We start from the raw sequence: 18,869 nt of genomic DNA, 5'->3' as shown, positions 1-18,869 counted from the left end.
AACGTCACCTTTATTTCCTGATAGGCAGGTAAACCGAGAACTCGGTATGACCTGGCCAACTGGTAAATTCAATTTTGCCTGAATGCTGATCAATCAAATTACGGGCGATGGATAAGCCAAGCCCGGTGCCACCTTCGCGGCCGCTGACCATCGGGTAAAACAGCGTATCCTGCAAATGAGGCGGAATGCCCGGCCCGTTATCTTCCACATCAATCCGCGCCGCCAGCCGATAACGCTCGCCGTGTAAGGTCAGTTGAAACGCGGTGCGGGTACGCAGAATGATTTCACCGCCTTCCGGTCCCAGCGCCTGTAGCGCATTGCGCACAATATTCAGCAGCACTTGCTCAATTTGATCCGGGTCGTGCGCCAGTTCCGGCAGGCTGGGGTCGTAATCACGAATCAACCGCACGTTGTCCGGCAGTTCCATCGACACCAGCGTCACCACGCGTTCAGCCACTTTGTGAATACTTTCGGTAACGCGCGTACCGGGCAGCTGCGGCCCCAACAGACGGTCGACCAGATTTCGCAGCCGGTCCGCCTGTTCGATAATCACTTTGGTATATTCCAGCAGTGACGGGTCAGGTAATGCTTTGCTGAGCAGCTGCGCCGCGCCACGTAAACCGCCAAGCGGATTTTTAATCTCATGCGCAAGGCCACGGACTAAATCACGGGCAGCAGCCTGCTGGGCGTGCTGTAGCTGTTCCTGACTTAAGCGGCGCTGGTTATCCATCGGTGCCATCTCCAGCAGGATCATGCCGTCCGGCATACGCTGAGCCGTCACAGAAAGGATATGCGAGCGCCCGTCGATGACCAGCGTCACTTCGTTATCGGTAAAACCTTGCCCCGCCTCCAGACTTTCTTGCATCAGCTCGATATTTAATGAGAAGTAGCTCAATAGTTCCGGTAACGGTGTACCAAACAATTTGCGGGAGCTTTGGGCGAGCAGTTGTTGCGCGGCGGGGTTGGCGTAATGGATCGCCAGATTGTCATCAATTAACAAAATACTGTTAATCAGCGAGTTGAGGATCTGCCCAGCATCGGGCTGCGTGCCTGTTGCCATAAAGCAGTCTCCTGAACAGGTTGCACCATTTTAGTGCATTATAGCTTTTTACGGATAAAAAGCGCGAAGCATCACAGAAGTTACGGAGAAAAAAGCCCATGCAGAGATGGGCTGAAAGTTTCCACGGCAACTAAATCCCGGCGTTGTTGCGCCGGGTAGTACAACTTCAACTATTAGACGCTGTAGTACAGCTCAAACTCTACCGGATGCGGAGTCATGCGCACACGGTCATCTTCTTCACGACGCAGAGCGATGTACGCATCAATTGCTTCATCAGTGAACACGCCACCGGCTTTCAGGAACTCACGGTCCAGATCCAGTTCGTTCAGTGCTTCTTCCAGAGAGCCTGCAACCTGTGGGATCTCTTTCGCTTCTTCCGGCGGCAGGTCATACAGGTTTTTGTCCATCGCTTCGCCCGGATGGATCTTGTTTTTGATGCCATCAAGACCGGCCATCAGTAGGGCAGCAAAGCACAGGTACGGGTTAGCCGCTGGGTCCGGGAAACGCACTTCGATACGACGTGCTTTCGGAGAAGAAACCACCGGAATACGGATAGACGCAGAACGGTTACGCGCAGAGTAAGCCAGCATTACCGGTGCTTCGTAGCCCGGGACCAGACGCTTGTAAGAGTTGGTGGTCGGGTTTGCAAGGGCGTTAATTGCTTTAGCGTGTTTGATTACGCCGCCAATGTAGTACAGCGCCTGTTCAGACAGACCTGCGTATTTGTCGCCCGCGAACAGGTTAACGCCGTTTTTAGACAGCGACATGTGGCAGTGCATACCGGAGCCGTTATCACCGAACATCGGTTTTGGCATAAAGGTCGCGGTTTTACCGAAGCGGTGCGCCACGTTGTGCACAACATATTTGTAGATCTGAATTTCGTCGGCTTTTTTGGTCATGGTATTGAAGCGGGTAGCCACTTCGTTCTGACCTGCAGTCGCTACTTCGTGGTGATGTGCTTCAACCACCAGGCCCATCTGCTCCATCACCAGACACATTTCAGAACGGATATCCTGAGCAGAGTCTACCGGAGGCACCGGGAAGTAACCGCCTTTCACTGCCGGACGGTGACCTTTGTTACCACCTTCGTATTGGGTGGAGGAGTTCCATGCACCTTCGATATCGTCGATAGCAACGTGAGAACCGGAGATAGACGATCCGAAACGGATGTCATCGAACAGGAAGAATTCAGGTTCTGGCCCGAACAGTACGGTGTCGGCAATGCCAGTGGAACGCAGGTAATCTTCGGCGCGCTTCGCAATAGAGCGCGGGTCACGGTCATAGCCTTGCAGGGTGCCAGGTTCAAGGATGTCGCAACGGATAATCAGGGTAGAGTCGGCGAAGAACGGGTCAATCACTGCGGTGGATGCGTCTGGCATCAGCACCATGTCGGATTCGTTAATGCCTTTCCAGCCGCCAATCGAGGAGCCGTCAAACATTTTGCCTTCTTCGAAGAATTCAGCATTCACCTGATGAGCAGGGATAGTGACGTGCTGTTCTTTACCTTTGGTATCGGTGAAGCGCAAATCAACAAACTTCACTTCGTGCTCGTTCAGCATCGTCAGTACGTGTTCAGCGGACATACTTTAACTCTCCTGGATTGGTCATTGTCGTCGTGGTAACGAAATCTGCAATTATTTTGGCCGTGTCGCCGTAAAAAAGATAAAGCGAAATCTGTGCCAACTTTTAAATTGCCCCTAAAAGGCGTTATCATGCTTAACATCGTGCAAAAGGGCTGCACCATGATGTGAATGTTGCACCAATATAGTGCTTCAATGGAAACATTAAGCACCATGTTGGTGCAATGACCTTTGGATAACCCTTTTTATGCTCCGTGAAAGCGATCACAAAGGGACTCTGCAATACTTGTTTGCGGAGGATGTTTGTGATCCTGTTTTGTAGTGCGATTAATCCGTGTACAATAACGCGCTATTTCTAATGCCTGAGGCAAAGTTGTGATCGAAAAATTGCGTAATATCGCCATCATCGCGCACGTCGACCATGGTAAAACCACCCTGGTAGACAAGCTGCTCCAACAATCCGGTACGTTCGACTCTCGTGCCGAAACCCAAGAGCGCGTGATGGACTCCAACGATTTGGAGAAAGAGCGTGGGATTACCATCCTCGCGAAAAACACCGCTATCAAATGGAATGATTACCGTATCAATATCGTTGATACCCCGGGGCACGCCGACTTCGGTGGTGAAGTTGAACGTGTAATGTCCATGGTAGACTCAGTGCTGCTGGTGGTTGACGCATTTGACGGCCCGATGCCGCAAACGCGCTTCGTAACCAAAAAAGCGTTTGCTTACGGCCTGAAGCCGATTGTTGTTATCAACAAAGTTGACCGCCCTGGCGCGCGTCCTGACTGGGTTGTGGATCAGGTATTCGACCTGTTCGTAAACCTCGATGCGACCGATGAGCAGCTGGACTTCCCGATCGTTTACGCTTCTGCGCTGAACGGTATCGCGGGTCTGGACCACGAAGATATGGCGGAAGACATGACCCCGCTGTATCAGGCGATTATTGACCACGTTCCTGCGCCGGACGTTGACCTTGACGGTCCGTTCCAGATGCAGATTTCTCAGCTCGATTACAACAGCTATGTTGGTGTTATCGGCATTGGCCGCATCAAGCGCGGTAAAGTGAAGCCGAACCAGCAAGTTACTATCATCGATAGCGAAGGCAAAACCCGCAACGCGAAAGTCGGTAAAGTGCTGGGCCACCTCGGTCTGGAACGTATCGAAACCGATCTGGCGGAAGCTGGCGATATCGTGGCGATCACGGGCCTTGGCGAACTGAATATTTCTGACACCGTTTGCGACACGCAAAACGTTGAAGCGCTGCCGGCACTCTCCGTTGATGAGCCGACCATTTCTATGTTCTTCTGCGTTAACACCTCGCCGTTCTGCGGTAAAGAAGGTAAGTTCGTAACGTCTCGTCAGATCCTGGACCGTCTGAACAAAGAACTGGTACACAACGTTGCGCTGCGCGTAGAAGAAACCGAAGACGCCGATGCGTTCCGCGTTTCTGGTCGTGGCGAACTGCACCTGTCTGTTCTGATCGAAAACATGCGTCGTGAAGGTTTCGAACTGGCGGTATCCCGTCCGAAAGTTATCTTCCGTGAAATCGACGGTCGTAAACAAGAGCCGTATGAAAACGTGACTCTGGACGTTGAAGAACAGCATCAGGGTTCTGTGATGCAGGCGCTGGGCGAACGTAAAGGCGACCTGAAAAACATGAATCCAGACGGTAAAGGCCGCGTACGTCTCGACTACGTGATCCCAAGCCGTGGTCTGATCGGCTTCCGTTCTGAGTTCATGACCATGACTTCCGGTACAGGTCTGCTGTACTCCACCTTCAGCCACTACGACGACGTTCGTCCGGGTGAAGTAGGTCAGCGTCAGAACGGCGTACTGATCTCTAACGGTCAGGGTAAAGCGGTAGCGTTCGCGCTGTTTGGTCTGCAGGATCGCGGTAAGCTGTTCCTCGGTCACGGTGCAGAAGTTTACGAAGGTCAGATTATCGGTATTCACAGCCGCTCTAACGACCTGACTGTAAACTGCCTGACCGGTAAGAAACTGACCAACATGCGTGCTTCCGGTACTGACGAAGCCGTTGTTCTGGTTCCGCCTATCCGCATGACTCTGGAACAAGCTCTGGAGTTCATCGATGATGACGAACTGGTAGAAGTGACTCCGACCTCTATCCGTATTCGTAAACGTCACCTGACGGAAAACGATCGTCGTCGCGCTAACCGCGCACCGAAAGACGATTAATTTCGTTTTTTAGTCATAAAAAACCTGCCAGCGATGGCAGGTTTTTTTTTGCCTGTCGTGAGCGCTCACCAATGCGAGTATCTCCCTTATAAGTCTGTGGTTACGTCAATAGAGAGCTTTGTCACAATTATCTGCAAAGTCATACGCCGTTAATTGCTTTCTTTTTTGGCGTAAGCGTAAGATGCCTCATCTGGTTTAAACCAAAAGGATTAAACAATGACGGGAAATCAATCCACCGTAGAAAATGCAAAAGAGAAACTGGATCGGTGGTTAAAAGATGGCATCACTACGCCGGGTGGAAAACTCCCTTCAGAAAGAGAGCTGGGAGAGCTGCTGGGCATTAAACGTATGACGCTGCGCCAGGCGTTGCTGAACCTCGAGGCAGAATCCAAAATCTTCCGTAAGGATCGTAAAGGGTGGTTCGTGACTCAGCCGCGATTTAATTACAGCCCGGAGCTGTCGGCGAGCTTTCAGCGGGCCGCAATTGAGCAAGGGCGGGAACCTTCCTGGGGGTTTACCGAGAAAAGCCGCACCAGCGACATTCCCCAGACGCTTGCGCCACTGATTGCAGTGACGCCATCAACTGAACTCTATCGTATTACCGGCTGGGGGGCGCTGGAAGGACATAAAGTTTTCTATCACGAAACATATATTAATCCTGAAGTTGCCCCGGGTTTTATTGAACAACTTGAAAATCACTCATTTTCTTCAGTCTGGGAAAAGTGCTACCAAAAAGAGACGGTAGTAAAAAAATTGATTTTCAAACCCGTCAGAATGCCGGGCGATATCAGCAAGTATCTTGGCGGTTCTGCGGGTATGCCTGCGATCTTAATTGAAAAGCATCGCGCCGACCCGCAAGGAAATATTGTCCAGATAGATATTGAATATTGGCGATTTGAGGCCGTAGACCTCATCATTAATCTGTAGGTGTTTTATGGTGACAACAAATAACGCAAGAAAGATTCTACAACGTGTCGATACTCTTCCTCTTTATTTACATGCTTATGCCTTTCATTTAAATATGCGGCTGGAAAGAGTGTTGCCTGCTGATTTACTTGATATCGCGAGTGAAAATAATCTGCGGGGCGTCAAAATTCATGTTCTGGATGGCGAGCGTTTTTCTCTTGGCAATATGGACGATAAAGAACTCTCTGCCTTTGGTGATAAAGCCCGCCGTCTGAACCTTGATATTCATATTGAAACTAGCGCCTCAGATAAGGCATCTATTGATGAAGCCGTCGCCATCGCGTTGAAAACCGGGGCATCGTCCGTACGTTTTTATCCACGTTATGAAGGTAATTTGCGCGACGTATTATCGATCATCGCTAACGACATTGCCTATGTACGGGAAACGTATCAGGACAGCGGCCTGACTTTTACGATCGAGCAGCATGAAGATTTAAAAAGCCATGAACTGGTTTCGCTGGTCAAAGAAAGTGAGATGGAGTCTCTTTCCTTACTGTTTGATTTTGCGAACATGATCAATGCCAATGAGCATCCCATCGACGCTTTAAAAACGATGGCGCCGCATATTACCCAGGTGCATATCAAAGATGCATTGATTGTTAAAGAACAGGGTGGTTTGGGCCATAAAGCCTGTATTTCAGGTCAGGGAGATATGTCATTCAAAGCGTTATTAACGCACCTTATCTGCCTGGGTGATGATGAGCCGCAGGTGACGGCATATGGCCTGGAAGAAGAGGTTGATTATTATGCGCCGGCGTTCCGCTTTGAAGACGAAGATGATAATCCGTGGATCCCTTATCGCCAGATGAGTGAAACACCACTACCAGAAAATCATTTACTGGATGCTCGGTTACGTAAAGAAATAGAAGATGCGATTAATCAGATAAATCATGTGCGTAACGTACTACAACAAATCAAACAAGAGGCAAGCCATCTTCTGAACCACTAATAAGTTTTAACTCATACGCAGTTAATAAAACTATTCCATAAGAATGGTCGATATCTTATTGCCTTTAAAACAGTGATTTTAAAAATCGCTTAGGGGATGTTATGCTCACGAAAAAGAAATGGGCGTTATTTAGTCTATTAACACTGTGTGGCGGTACAATTTATAAATTACCGTCGCTGAAAGATGCGTTTTATATCCCGATGCAGGAATATTTCCATTTGACTAATGGTCAAATTGGTAATGCTATGTCGGTAAACTCATTTGTCACCACAGTGGGCTTTTTTCTGTCTATTTATTTTGCCGATAAACTACCGCGCAGATACACCATGTCACTCTCACTCATTGCGACGGGATTACTGGGTGTTTATTTGACAACAATGCCGGGATATTGGGGCATCCTCTTTGTCTGGGCGCTATTTGGCGTTACCTGCGACATGATGAACTGGCCGGTCTTGCTCAAGTCGGTAAGTCGATTGGGCAATAGCGAACAACAAGGTCGTTTGTTTGGCTTCTTCGAAACAGGGCGTGGCATTGTCGATACCGTGGTGGCATTTTCTGCGTTGGCAGTATTTACCTGGTTTGGCAGTGGCTTATTGGGCTTTAAAGCGGGCATTTGGTTCTATTCCCTTATTGTGATTGCCGTGGGCATTATCATTTTCTTTGTACTCAATGACAAAGAAGAGGCACCGTCCGTGGAGGCGAAAAAAGAAGACGAAGCATCGCAAAACACTAGTATGACCTCGGTGCTGAAAGACAAAACCATCTGGCTTATCGCTTTCAACGTCTTCTTCGTTTACGCGGTTTACTGTGGCCTGACATTCTTCATTCCATTCCTGAAAAACATCTATCTACTGCCCGTTGCGCTGGTGGGGGCTTACGGCATCATTAACCAATACTGTCTGAAAATGATCGGTGGACCGATTGGTGGCATGATTTCAGATAAGATCCTGAAATCACCGAGTAAATATCTGTGCTACACCTTTATCATCAGTACCGCTGCGCTCGTACTGTTGATTATGCTGCCGCACGAAAGTATGCCGGTATATTTAGGGATGGCATGTACGCTGGGCTTTGGCGCGATAGTCTTTACACAGCGTGCCGTATTCTTTGCGCCTATTGGCGAAGCGAAAATTGCTGAAAATAAAACAGGCGCGGCAATGGCGTTGGGTAGTTTTATTGGTTATGCCCCGGCGATGTTCTGCTTCAGTCTGTATGGCTACATTCTGGATTTAAATCCGGGGATTATTGGCTACAAAATCGTGTTTGGCATTATGGCCTGCTTCGCATTCTGCGGTGCGGTGGTTTCCGTAATGTTGGTTAAGCGAATTAGTCAGCGTAAGAAAGAGATGCTGGCGGCTGAAGCTTAATTAATGGCCGGATGTGCTTAATCCGGCCAACGAAAACCATATCAACCGTAGGCCGCATCCGGCAAAACAAAATCCGCTGAATCCCCAGCGGATTTTTCGAAGTTTCAATTTCAGGATACTTCCTGCTCGGCAACCACCAGTTCAACATTCTCTTCACTTAACAACTGGCAGAAAGAATTGGGAGGTGGGGCATCAGTAAAAAAAGCCCTGACATTCCGCGCATTGCCAATTGAAACAGCAGCAGACGCGGCAAACTTAGTATGGTCTGCCACTAGCAATGTATTCCTCGCATGTTTAATCATCGTTCTCGCGACTAACGCTTCATTGACATCAAATTCCAGCAGGGTGCCGTCATGCTCAATGGCACCAATACTGGTGATTAAATAGTCTGCGCGAAAACCTTCAATAAAATCCACGGCTCCTGGGCCGATAATCCCGCCGTTATGGGCGCGTAAAGTGCCTCCCGGCACCATCACTTCAATATCCTGATTCTTATAAAGAATCTGTGCCACACGCAGGCTGTTAGTGATAATGCGTAAATCACGACGGTTGAGTAATGCCCTGGCAACGGCTTCTACGGTTGTACCGATGGTGATAAAGACGGTACAGCGTTCGGGAAGGTAATCGGCGACCGCCTCAGCGATCGCCCGTTTCTCGGCGGTGAGCGAAAGTTCCCGTTGCTCAAAAGCGGTATTCATGACGCTGGAGACGCGCCCGGCCCCTCCATGATGACGGGTGATCAACCCCTGCTCACTGAGTTTTCGGATATCCCGGCGCACGGTTTGCGTTGAAACATCCAGCAGTTGTGCCAGTTCTTCAATATTCATATAACCGCGTTCTGCGATTAGATGAACGAGTTGGTCATGGCGTGGATTACCTGTCACTTCGATGATACTCATGAATACTCCCTTGCCCCTCCTCGGTAGATGTTTACCATTTTACGCATAAAGTGACAAAAATGATTCGGTTTGCTCACGATTAGGAATGCCAGCCCGACCGCCAGGCTGGGTACATTTCATCGCGGCAACCGCACTGGCAAAACGAATAGCCTCTTTTGTTGGCATTTTTTCTGCCAACGCTACCGCGAGTGCACCGTGAAAAACATCGCCTGCTCCAGTGGTATCAACCACATTGACAGAAAATGCCTCCTGTTGACACAAATGATCATCTTCAATCCACAACGAACCTTCAGAACCCAGCGTGACATACACTTTACCTGCTGTTTGTGTCGTTGCCTGGTACAAGCTTTCTTCAGGTGACTGAAGGCCAGTCATACGTTTCAGCCCTGGCGTAGAGAACACAGCATGATCGGCAAGCGCGACAAGTGGAGAAATATCCTGCGGTGTCATATCGGCATCTAAAAGTGTTGTCACACCCGCAAGGCGCGCTAGCGAGAATGCTTTTTCAGTACCGCTATGCCAGCGAACATCGGCCAGAATCAGATCATAACGAGAGAAATCGATCGCTTCTAACCATTCGGCATCAGTACCGAGATCGGGACTTGGATAATTAACGATAATCCGTTCGCCATGCTGATCAACGAGGATCGCTGATTGCGACGAACGGGCGTTAGGATATCGGCGGCAAAATGCGGTATTGACGCCCCAACCCTCAAGTTCTGCAAGTAAGGTATTTCCACAACTGTCATCGCCGACGCGACCGATGAAATCAACCTCCACGCCAAGCTTTGCGATTGCAACAGCGGCTGTTGCTGCCGGGCCGCCACCAATCTCAAGATAATGATTTGCCTGATATTTTCCGCCGCCCTCCGGCAGAGTGGGCAAAGAATAAATCCTGTCCTGAACTGTGATACCCACGCATGCAATTCTGGTCATATTTGTCTTGTCCTGTTTAATTTTGTCGTCTTTGGTCAATTTAAATGACACAAATGATCAAATTAGTGATGTGTGTCGTGTTTTTGAACATAAATTACAAATATGCTCAAAAACAGACGAAAACGAATTTTTAATTGTCATTATTTTGTCAATGTCAGACAGGAGAGCATTCATGGCAACCATTGCATTTCTAGGGTTGGGGCAGATGGGTAGCCCAATGGCTAACAATCTATTGCAAAAAGGGCATTCATTGCAGGTATTTGATGTCAATGCACAAGCCGTCGATGCGCTAGTTACGCAGGGGGCCACTGCGGCACAAACCCCAGCGGAAGCGGCAGCAGGCGCTGAATTTATCATCACTATGCTTCCCAATGGTGACATTGTTCGACAGGTGCTGTTGGGGGAAAAAGGCGTCTGTGAGACTGTTTCATCTGACGCGTTAGTGATTGATATGTCGACTATTCATCCCTTACAGACCGATGCATTAATACGGGAATTACAAGAAAAAGGCATCAGTATGATGGACGCCCCCGTGGGCAGAACGTCCGTGAATGCGATTGATGGCACATTGCTGATTTTAGCGGGTGGCACTGATGAGCAGATTGCGCGTGCACGCCCGATTCTCATGTGCATGGGTAATGAGCTGGTTGAGGCTGGCGGCCCAGGAATGGGGATCCGTGTGAAGCTAATTAACAACTATATGAGCATTGCGCTTAATGCGCTGTCCTCCGAAGCCGCTGTGTTATGTGAGTCACTGGGATTAAATCTTGATGTCGCAATTAAGGTGATGAGTGGTACGGCAGCAGGGAAAGGACATTTTACGACCACCTGGCCTGGCAAAGTGCTGAAAGGCGATCTTTCTCCCGCCTTCATGGTGGACCTGGCATTGAAAGATCTGCGTATTGCAGTTGACGTCGCCCGGGAAACGGGGGCGCCGCTCAATATGGGGATTGCAGCAGAAAGTTATTACGCCGCAGCAAGTCAAGACGGCAAAGGGCGGCAGGACTGGAGCGCCCTGCTAAATCAGGTTCGCCAGCAGGCTGGTCTTTAATTTTATCTATTAACAGGAGTTTCTATGTCATCCCACTTCACCCCATACACGCTGAAAGATATCTCCCGCCCAGGTGGTGGATTCGCCATGTTAGCTGTCGATCAGCGTGAAGCCATGCGCCTGATGTTTGCGGCAGCAGGGCAGCCAAAACCCATCGCCGACAGTGTACTCACCGATTTTAAAGTTGCCGCGACCCGAATCCTTTCTCCTTATGCTTCTGCCGTTCTGGCGGATAAACAATTTTGTCTTGAGCAAATAGTCGAGCAGGGCGCTGTTGCTAATTCTTGCGGCCTGATTGTCGCTGCCGATCTTTTTATCCCAGGTAATGGCATCCCGGTTGATAGCGTTGAAATAGATATGTCCGTCGACCCGCATAAAGCCCGTGAAATGGGAGCTAAGGCGATGAAATTACTTGTGCTCTGGCGTGAAGATGAACCCGCAGAGGAACGTCTGGCAATGGTTGATAAATTTGTTCGTCGCTGCCGTAGTGCCGGGCTGGTTAGCATTATTGAACCTGTGGTGCGTCCACCTCGTCGCGGTTGGGCCTTTGATCGTGAAAGCGCCATTGTTGCCGCCGCCGCAGAGCTTGGTGGAACAGAGGCTGACCTTTACAAAGCCGAGATGCCATTAGGGGGCAAAGGCGATGAAAAAATCTTACTTGCCGCCTGTCAGAAACTTAACGATCAGATGAAGATGCCGTGGGTAATTCTTTCTTCTGGCGTTGATGCCGATATTTTTGGCCGCGCGGTAAGTATTGCCATGAAAGGTGGTGCGTCGGGCTTCCTGGCTGGACGAGCGGTTTGGGCGTCGGTTGTTGGTGCACAAGATCCACAAACTATGCTGCGCGATGTCTCCGTTCCACGCTTGCAACGGCTGGCTGAAATTATCGATGAAGGTATCGCGCAACGCTAATCCCCTATGGATATCGATTCTGGAGAATAACAATGGATAAAATTACCCAGGTTTTATTTTCAGATATTGGGAAAGTCACCACTCAATATGTTGAAGTACCACACCAGCAACTTAAACCGCACGAAGTACGGATTGCGCCCGTGTTCTACGGGATATGCGGTTCGGATCTGCATGTTCTGAAAGGCGGTCATCCGTTTGCCAAACCGCCTGTCGTCCCCGGTCATGAAATTGCAGCGCGCGTTACGGAAGTTGGCAGCGACGTTAAAAATGTACAGCCGGGCGATCATGTTGTGGTCGATCCCATCATGGCTTGCATGGAATGCCGAGCCTGCAAAGCAGGACGTTTTAATCTTTGTGAACCACCGCAGGTTGCCGGTTTTCGCGCGCCGGGCTTTGCTCGCTCACAGCACATTGTTCCTGCGCGTAATTGCCATGTTGCACCAGCCTCTTTACCGCTAAAAGTGTTGGCCTTTGCCGAACCGGCGGCTTGTGCTCGCCATTGTGTTAACCGGATGCCGAAGGCTTCTCTGGAAAGCGTACTGGTTATTGGTGCCGGAACGATTGGCTTATCCATCGTGCAGGCACTGCGCATTATGAGAGCAGGAAAGATCACCGTGATTGAACCTGACGCTGCTAAACGCGAACTGGCGTTAAAACTAGGGGCTGCAGAAGTGTGGGCACCAGGGGAACTGGCCGCAGATGTGCGATTTACGGGGGCGATTGATGTTGTTGCAGCGCAGGCCACGCTTAATGATGCCTGTACCCGTGTGTATGCCGGAGGCACCGTTGTGTGCATGGGGGTGCCGAGTGGGCCGCGAGAAATACCGCTACCGATGATGCAACGTTTCGAGCGTGACTTGCTCAACTCTGGCATGTACATCCCTGAAGATTTCGATGCCGTTATCGAATGGCTGGCGGATGGGCGGTTTGATACCAGTGAACTGGTTACCGATTTATTTGCCATTGAGGATGCAGCGGCGGCATTCGAACGCGCGCAGCAAAATGACTCCATAAAGGTCATGCTGCAATTTGCGCCGGAATGATTTTCTAAATCTCTGTCTGGCGCTGCGTCACGTCAGCGCCACCCTACAACAATTAAAAAGGACACTGCGATGAGTCAAATCACCAGTCCTGCAACTTATTCAATTAGTCGTCCACAGGACGTAATTGATATTGTTAATAAGAACTCTGCAATCAACACCAGCATCGGCGTTATCTTTATCGCTTTAGGCGGCATATTGATTGATGCCTACCAGGCGGCGATGGTGGGGTTTGGTAATAAATATATTGCCGCTCAATTTGGCATTTCGCCGGGCCTTGCCGCAACCGTTAATGCGTCAGTATTAATCGCCGCGTTAATTGGCGGTTTATTAGCGAACCGAGTAATAAACCGCTTTGGGCAAAAGCGAGCATTTATTATTGGCATGGGGCTGTGCACCATCGGTGCTGCAGCGGTAGCTATTGCGCCCAGTATCTGGTGGGTGCTGGTGTGTCGCGTCATCATGGGCTTTGGTTTAGGCATCGACTTCCCTTTGGCAACCAATGCCGTGGCAGAGCTTCGTGGTTCAACGTCGAAGAAAACCGGAACGTCGGTCAACCTCTGGCAAATGGCCTGGTATGTTTCGACAACTGTTGTTTATTTGGTGCTTTTGCCACTGCTTCTGTCGGGTATCGCTGAAGAACAGTTGTGGCGTTACGGAATATTCATCGGAGCTATTTTCGCAGTCATCTTCATGGTTTTGCGTTACTTCTTTATTGGTGAATCCGCAATGTGGGCCGCACGCGTCGGGCGTTACCAGGAAGCCTGCGACATCCTGAGAAAACGTTATGGTGTTCAGGCTTGCGTTGCGGCACCGGGTAAAGCAGAAGCCAGATCCTCGGAAAAAGCAGAGAATAAATACAGTGGTGGATATGGCATCTTATTTAATGATCGTTACCGTAAACGCACCATCCTCGGCTGTGTCGTGGCAACCATGCAGGCGTGGCAATATAACGCCGTAGGTGTTTATCTTCCTCTTACGTTGGCGGGAATAATAAGTGGCGGGCTTACTGGCGCGTTGACGGGTTCTGCCGTCGTGAATGCCCTTTGTGGGGTGACTGGCGGGATGATCGGCTCGTTTATTCTCCAACGACTGGGTACTCGCCGACAGTCAATGTATGGATTTGCCGTTGTGACCTTAGCATTACTGTCGTTAGGCGCGCTGGCAACGACTAATCCCTGGCTGTCTTTAGGGTTATTGGGATCAATTATTTTCTTCCATTCAGCGGGTCCTGGTGGGCTGGGTATGACCATTGCCACACTCTCTTATCCTCCTGCTATTCGCCCTACAGGGGTCGGATTTGCCCGCGCGATTATGCGCACCGGTGCGATTGCCGGGCTTATTTTCTGGCCGATGCTGTGGGGTGCGTTGAAAACTGAAGCGTTTTACTGGTTGGCAATTGTGCCATTCCTGGGATTCCTGACCTGCGTATTGATTAATTGGGAACCTTTGGGGGCGAATGTGGATGCCGAAGACGCGGAAGTTCTGGCGGAATTGAACAAATAAACATAACGCGTATCGGCATCAGGCCGATGCGCGTATTTATCAGACTGCCCACTTTGTAGTGGGTTATTCCCCAATTTCTCGCCGACCAGGAGAGGAAAATGATGTCTGAAACGTTACCCACACCGCGAGAAGGACTTTCCGGTAAAGCCATGAGACGTGTCGTTATGGGCAGTTTCGCGGGCGCGTTGATGGAATGGTATGACTTCTTTATTTTTGGCACGGCAGCAGGGCTGGTATTTGCTCCGCTTTTTTTCCCGAACAGCGATCCTTTTATAGGTCTTATAGCCTCCTTTGCGACCTTTGGCGTTGGTTTTTTGACTCGTCCCTTAGGTGGCATCGTCTTTGGCCATTTTGGCGATAAAATTGGGCGAAAAATAACACTTATCTGGACACTGGCTATTGTCGGTTGCTCCACATTTTTGATTGGTTTTATTCCGACGTATCAGGAAATTGGGATCTGGGCACCGCTCATATTAATGGCGCTGCGTTTAATTCAGGGCTTTGGTCTTGGTGGCGAGTATGGCGGAGCGGCATTAATGACCATTGAATCTGCGCCCGAATCCCGGCGCGGTTTTTTAGGTTCGCTCCCACAAACGGCTGCATCAGTGGGGATTATGCTGGCAACCGGTGTTTTTGCGCTCTGTAACCATTTACTGACTCAGGAACAGTTTCTCTCCTGGGGATGGCGTATTCCGTTCTGGCTTTCTGCGGTGATGTTGATCGTTGGATTATTTATCCGCCTGCATACTGAGGAGACACTGGATTTTCAAAAGCAAAAAACGACGAATAATAAAGAAAAGTCTGTTCCTCCGTTGATTGAATTATTCAAAAAACATCCGCGAAATATTTTATTAGCGCTGGGCGCGAGGCTGGCGGAGAGTGTCTCTTCCAATATTATTAACGCCTTTGGTATTGTTTATATTTCCAGCCAATTAGCATTATCGCGAGATATTCCCCTGACGGGTATGTTGATTGCCTCGGCGATCGGTATTTTCAGTTGCCCATTGGTTGGATGGTTATCAGATCGTATAGGTCAAAAATGTCTGTATTTATCAGGCGCGGGATTTTGTGTCCTGTTCGCGTTTCCTTTCTTCTTATTGCTGGATAGTAAAAGTACGCTCATCATCTGGTGCAGTATGATCCTCGGCTATAACTTAGGCCCGACGATGATGTTCGCCGTGCAGCCGACACTCTTCACCCGCATGTTCGGCACCAAAGTACGATATACCGGCCTTTCTTTTGCCTATCAATTTTCCGCGATTCTTGGCGGATTAAGCCCTCTTATCGCCTCAAGTTTGCTGGCGCTAGGGGGAGGAAAGCCGTGGTATGTCGCCCTGTTTTTATTTGCTGTCTCAGTTCTTTCTTTTGTTTGCGTCTGGCTGATTGAGCCGACCGATGAACAAGAAACCGCTTCTTACCGCTACATCAGGGAACAATCTCATGAAAACTGAACGGAAAAACGAACATCACCAGGCGCTACAGCTCGCATTTGACGCGCCCTGGCCTGGTCCTGTAGGAGAGTTTGTTACGCTGGAAAAAGGCAATATTCGCCTACAGATTTATCCGCATGATGGTGCCAGGATAACCTCGTTACAGGCATTTGGTTCTGAAGTATTACGCCAATGGCAGCCGCAACGCAGAGCTTTTCAGTACGGCTGTTTTCCAATGGTGCCGTGGGCAGGGCGACTGGGGAACGCGACGCTGAATGCTGGTGGGCAATGTTATTCTTTACCCGCCAATAAACCACCACATGCATTGCATGGTATGGCTTGTTACTCAACGTGGGAAATCATCGACAAAACAACAGATTCCCTGACTTTACGTATGCCCCTGGCTTCACCGTGGCCCTGGCAAGGGGAAGTGGTTCAGACTTTTTTGCTGGAGAATGATGCGCTGGTTTTGCAACTGGAAATCCATTCACATGCCGATACATTCCCGGCCTCTGCAGGCTGGCATCCGTGGTTTGCTAAAAAGCTGACTCCGCAAAGTACAGAATCGTTGCAGGTGCTTTTTGATGCGGACTGGCAAGAAGAAGCGGGTAGTGATGAACTGCCAACAGGAAATCGCATCTCTCCTCAAGCCGGTCCCTGGGATGACTGTTTTGGTTTTTATGACAGGATGAAGGTTAAGTTACTGTGGCCAGGTAAACTCGCGATGACCATGACCTCTTCTGCAAACAGTCTGGTGGTATTTGATAAACAGCCTGATGCTACCTGTGTTAATCCGCTTACCCAGGCACCTAACGCAATAAATTTAACGCCAGAATTGGTGACGCCAGAGAAGCCGCTGGTCATCGAAACTCGTTGGCAATTTACACCTGAATCTTAACCATTCATCTATTGCGAAAAAGCCAGTGAAATTACTCTGCTTTTTCGCAATCAGCATCACAAGATTACCCTTATTGCCACATAGCCAAACCCCTCCTTTCCCGCTACAGTTAATTTCCTGTGGCGAGAAAGGAGGCAAAAATGCTCTATATCTTTGATTTAGGTAATGTGATTGTCGATATCGACTTTAACCGTGTGCTGGGAACCTGGAGCGATTTAACGCGTGTTCCGCTGGCATCTCTGAAGAAGAGTTTCCATATGGGGGAGGCGTTTCATCAGCATGAGCGCGGGGAAATTAGCGACGAAGCGTTCGCAGAGGCGATGTGCCATGAGATGGCTCTACCGCTAAGCTACGAGCAGTTCTCCCACGGCTGGCAGGCGGTGTTTGTCGCGCTGCGCCCGGAAGTGATCGCCATCATGCATAAACTGCGTGAGCAGGGGCATCGCGTGGTGGTGCTTTCCAATACCAACCGCCTGCATACTACCTTCTGGCCGGAGGAATACCCGGAAATCCGTGATGCTGCTGACTATATCTATCTTTCGCAAGATCTGGGCATGCGCAAACCTGAAGCGCGAATTTACCAGCATGTTTTGCAGGCAGAAGGTTTTTCACCCAGCGATACAGTCTTTTTCGACGATAACGCCGATAATATAGAAGGGGCTAATCAGTTAGGCATTACCAGCATTCAGGTGAAAGATAAAACCACCATCCCGGACTATTTCGCGAAGGTGTTATGCTAAAAACCATCCATGAAAAAGCCAGGCATCGTACCCGTCCGCTATGGGCCTGGCTGAAACTACTCTGGCAACGCATTAATGAGGACAACATGACAACCCTGGCAGGTAACCTTGCCTATGTGTCGTTGCTCTCATTAGTGCCGCTGGTTGCCGTTGTTTTTGCGCTTTTCGCCGCTTTTCCCATGTTTTCCGACGTCAGCATTCAGTTGCGTCACTTTATTTTCGCTAACTTTCTGCCTGCCACCGGCGATGTTATCCAGCAATATATCGAACAGTTTGTTGCCAATTCCAACAAGATGACCGCCGTCGGGGCATGTGGCCTGATCGTCACGGCGTTATTGTTGATGTATTCCATTGATAGCGCATTGAATGCCATCTGGCGAAGTAAACGGGTACGGCCAAAAATTTACTCGTTTGCTGTGTACTGGATGATCCTGACGTTAGGGCCTCTGTTGGCGGGGGCCAGTCTGGCGATCAGTTCCTATCTGCTCTCCCTGCGCTGGGCGAGCGATCTCAATACTGTCATCGACAATGTGCTGCGTATTTTTCCGCTGCTGTTGTCGTGGATCTCCTTTTGGTTGCTTTACAGCATCGTTCCCACCATCCGCGTGCCGAATCGCGATGCTATTGTCGGCGCGTTTGTCGCCGCACTCCTGTTCGAAGCCGGAAAGAAAGGTTTCGCGCTTTATATCACCATGTTCCCGTCATATCAGCTCATTTACGGCGTGCTGGCGGTGATCCCCATTCTCTTTGTCTGGGTGTACTGGACATGGTGTATCGTCTTGCTTGGCGCGGAAATTACTGTCACTCTCGGGGAATACCGCAAACTAAAACAAGCAGCTGAACAAGAAGAAGACGACGAACCATGATTGCATTAATTCAACGCGTAACCCGTGCCAGCGTCACCGTGGAGGGAGAAGTGACGGGCGAAATTGGCGCGGGACTTTTGGTGTTATTGGGTGTCGAAAAGGATGACGACGAACAGAAAGCAAACCGTCTGTGCGAGCGTGTGCTCGGCTATCGTATCTTCAGCGATGCCGAAGGCAAGATGAACCTCAACGTGCAACAGGCGGGCGGTAGTGTGCTGGTAGTTTCCCAGTTTACCCTCGCCGCAGATACCGAACGGGGGATGCGCCCAAGTTTCTCCAAAGGCGCATCACCGGATCGCGCAGAGGCGTTATATGACTATTTCGTCGAACGCTGCCGTCAGCAGGAGATGAACACGCAAACAGGACGCTTCGCTGCGGATATGCAGGTATCGCTGGTCAATGATGGTCCCGTGACATTCTGGTTGCAGGTATGAGCCAGCTTCCAGGTGTGTCACGGGAAACAAGAGAGA

The 18,869-nt window shown here is 49.8% G+C and carries 17 protein-coding genes; 13 read left to right on the top strand and 4 right to left on the bottom strand.

Going from position 1 to position 18,869, the window contains the following annotated elements:
* Positions 1-10: 10 nt before the first annotated feature.
* Positions 11-1,060, bottom strand: a complete 1,050-nt coding sequence (gene glnL, locus FEM44_RS09260) for a nitrogen regulation protein NR(II) (RefSeq protein ID WP_135522544.1) — start codon at positions 1,058-1,060, stop codon at positions 11-13.
* 173 nt (positions 1,061-1,233) lie between these two features.
* Entirely contained in the window at positions 1,234-2,643 is a 1,410-nt protein-coding gene (glnA, locus tag FEM44_RS09255) for a glutamate--ammonia ligase (protein ID WP_001271717.1), read from the bottom strand.
* 372 nt (positions 2,644-3,015) lie between these two features.
* Here glnA and typA point away from each other — a divergent pair, with 372 nt between their 5' ends.
* From typA to FEM44_RS09235, 4 genes are all read left to right on the top strand, one after another.
* Entirely contained in the window at positions 3,016-4,839 is a 1,824-nt protein-coding gene (gene typA, locus FEM44_RS09250) for a ribosome-dependent GTPase TypA (protein ID WP_135522545.1), read from the top strand.
* Positions 4,840-5,055: 216 nt separating this feature from the next.
* Positions 5,056-5,766 carry a GntR family transcriptional regulator gene (locus FEM44_RS09245; RefSeq protein WP_135522546.1) on the top strand — a complete coding sequence of 237 codons (711 nt, stop codon included), beginning with the start codon at positions 5,056-5,058 and terminating at the stop codon, positions 5,764-5,766.
* Positions 5,767-5,773: 7 nt separating this feature from the next.
* Entirely contained in the window at positions 5,774-6,754 is a 981-nt protein-coding gene (locus FEM44_RS09240) for a sugar phosphate isomerase/epimerase family protein (protein ID WP_135522547.1), read from the top strand.
* Positions 6,755-6,855: 101 nt separating this feature from the next.
* Positions 6,856-8,121: an MFS transporter gene (locus FEM44_RS09235; RefSeq protein WP_135522548.1), complete on the top strand. Its 1,266-nt coding sequence runs from the start codon at positions 6,856-6,858 to the stop codon at positions 8,119-8,121.
* Between the two features lie 110 nt (positions 8,122-8,231).
* Here FEM44_RS09235 and FEM44_RS09230 read toward each other — a convergent pair whose 3' ends face one another.
* Positions 8,232-9,020: a DeoR/GlpR family DNA-binding transcription regulator gene (locus FEM44_RS09230; RefSeq protein WP_000022286.1), complete on the bottom strand. Its 789-nt coding sequence runs from the start codon at positions 9,018-9,020 to the stop codon at positions 8,232-8,234.
* A gap of 39 nt (positions 9,021-9,059) precedes the next feature.
* Positions 9,060-9,956 carry a sugar kinase gene (locus FEM44_RS09225; RefSeq protein WP_135405538.1) on the bottom strand — a complete coding sequence of 299 codons (897 nt, stop codon included), beginning with the start codon at positions 9,954-9,956 and terminating at the stop codon, positions 9,060-9,062.
* A gap of 172 nt (positions 9,957-10,128) precedes the next feature.
* On the opposite strand from FEM44_RS09225, the gene yihU reads away from it, so the two are divergent.
* From yihU to dtd, 9 genes are all read left to right on the top strand, one after another.
* Positions 10,129-11,007 carry a sulfolactaldehyde 3-reductase gene (gene yihU / locus FEM44_RS09220; RefSeq protein ID WP_135405259.1) on the top strand — a complete coding sequence of 293 codons (879 nt, stop codon included), beginning with the start codon at positions 10,129-10,131 and terminating at the stop codon, positions 11,005-11,007.
* Positions 11,008-11,031: 24 nt separating this feature from the next.
* Complete coding sequence (locus FEM44_RS09215) at positions 11,032-11,919, top strand: aldolase (protein WP_135522549.1); 888 nt, start codon at positions 11,032-11,034, stop codon at positions 11,917-11,919.
* 32 nt (positions 11,920-11,951) lie between these two features.
* On the top strand, positions 11,952-12,962 hold the full coding sequence (locus FEM44_RS09210) for a zinc-dependent alcohol dehydrogenase (protein WP_135522550.1): 1,011 nt from the start codon (positions 11,952-11,954) through the stop codon (positions 12,960-12,962).
* A 69-nt stretch (positions 12,963-13,031) separates the two neighbouring features.
* Positions 13,032-14,465, top strand: coding sequence for an MFS transporter (locus FEM44_RS09205; RefSeq protein ID WP_135522551.1), 1,434 nt, complete (start codon positions 13,032-13,034; stop codon positions 14,463-14,465).
* 101 nt (positions 14,466-14,566) lie between these two features.
* On the top strand, positions 14,567-15,916 hold the full coding sequence (locus FEM44_RS09200; protein ID WP_105283807.1) for an MFS transporter: 1,350 nt from the start codon (positions 14,567-14,569) through the stop codon (positions 15,914-15,916).
* Complete coding sequence (locus tag FEM44_RS09195) at positions 15,906-16,793, top strand: aldose 1-epimerase (protein WP_135522552.1); 888 nt, start codon at positions 15,906-15,908, stop codon at positions 16,791-16,793. Before FEM44_RS09200 ends, FEM44_RS09195 begins: the two co-directional genes overlap by 11 nt.
* Before the next feature lie 140 nt (positions 16,794-16,933).
* Positions 16,934-17,533: a glucose-1-phosphatase gene (yihX, locus tag FEM44_RS09190; RefSeq protein ID WP_135522553.1), complete on the top strand. Its 600-nt coding sequence runs from the start codon at positions 16,934-16,936 to the stop codon at positions 17,531-17,533.
* Entirely contained in the window at positions 17,527-18,399 is an 873-nt protein-coding gene (locus FEM44_RS09185; RefSeq protein WP_000920721.1) for a virulence factor BrkB family protein, read from the top strand. The genes yihX and FEM44_RS09185 overlap by 7 nt, the downstream gene beginning before the upstream one ends.
* Positions 18,396-18,833, top strand: a complete 438-nt coding sequence (dtd, locus tag FEM44_RS09180) for a D-aminoacyl-tRNA deacylase (RefSeq protein ID WP_000560983.1) — start codon at positions 18,396-18,398, stop codon at positions 18,831-18,833. The genes FEM44_RS09185 and dtd overlap by 4 nt, the downstream gene beginning before the upstream one ends.
* Positions 18,834-18,869 lie beyond the last annotated feature (36 nt).

It is taken from the genome of Escherichia sp. E4742, assembly GCF_005843885.1.
Lineage (GTDB): Bacteria > Pseudomonadota > Gammaproteobacteria > Enterobacterales > Enterobacteriaceae > Escherichia.
Note: the sequence above shows the minus strand (reverse complement) of the source record. Positions and strands in the feature narration are given on the sequence as shown.

Bases quoted from the DNA above. Each gene is read 5' to 3' on its own strand.
- FEM44_RS09245 (WP_135522546.1), top strand. From the start codon at position 5,056: ATGACGGGAAATCAATCCACCGTAGAAAATGCAAAAGAGAAACTGGAT.
- FEM44_RS09215 (WP_135522549.1), top strand. From the start codon at position 11,032: ATGTCATCCCACTTCACCCCATACACGCTGAAAGATATCTCCCGCCCA.
- yihX (WP_135522553.1), top strand. From the start codon at position 16,934: ATGCTCTATATCTTTGATTTAGGTAATGTGATTGTCGATATCGACTTT.
- yihU (WP_135405259.1), top strand. From the start codon at position 10,129: ATGGCAACCATTGCATTTCTAGGGTTGGGGCAGATGGGTAGCCCAATG.
- glnL (WP_135522544.1), bottom strand. From the start codon at position 1,060: ATGGCAACAGGCACGCAGCCCGATGCTGGGCAGATCCTCAACTCGCTG.
- FEM44_RS09230 (WP_000022286.1), bottom strand. From the start codon at position 9,020: ATGAGTATCATCGAAGTGACAGGTAATCCACGCCATGACCAACTCGTT.
- FEM44_RS09205 (WP_135522551.1), top strand. From the start codon at position 13,032: ATGAGTCAAATCACCAGTCCTGCAACTTATTCAATTAGTCGTCCACAG.
- FEM44_RS09210 (WP_135522550.1), top strand. From the start codon at position 11,952: ATGGATAAAATTACCCAGGTTTTATTTTCAGATATTGGGAAAGTCACC.
- FEM44_RS09200 (WP_105283807.1), top strand. From the start codon at position 14,567: ATGTCTGAAACGTTACCCACACCGCGAGAAGGACTTTCCGGTAAAGCC.
- FEM44_RS09235 (WP_135522548.1), top strand. From the start codon at position 6,856: ATGCTCACGAAAAAGAAATGGGCGTTATTTAGTCTATTAACACTGTGT.
- glnA (WP_001271717.1), bottom strand. From the start codon at position 2,643: ATGTCCGCTGAACACGTACTGACGATGCTGAACGAGCACGAAGTGAAG.
- FEM44_RS09195 (WP_135522552.1), top strand. From the start codon at position 15,906: ATGAAAACTGAACGGAAAAACGAACATCACCAGGCGCTACAGCTCGCA.
- FEM44_RS09225 (WP_135405538.1), bottom strand. From the start codon at position 9,956: ATGACCAGAATTGCATGCGTGGGTATCACAGTTCAGGACAGGATTTAT.
- dtd (WP_000560983.1), top strand. From the start codon at position 18,396: ATGATTGCATTAATTCAACGCGTAACCCGTGCCAGCGTCACCGTGGAG.
- FEM44_RS09240 (WP_135522547.1), top strand. From the start codon at position 5,774: ATGGTGACAACAAATAACGCAAGAAAGATTCTACAACGTGTCGATACT.
- FEM44_RS09185 (WP_000920721.1), top strand. From the start codon at position 17,527: ATGCTAAAAACCATCCATGAAAAAGCCAGGCATCGTACCCGTCCGCTA.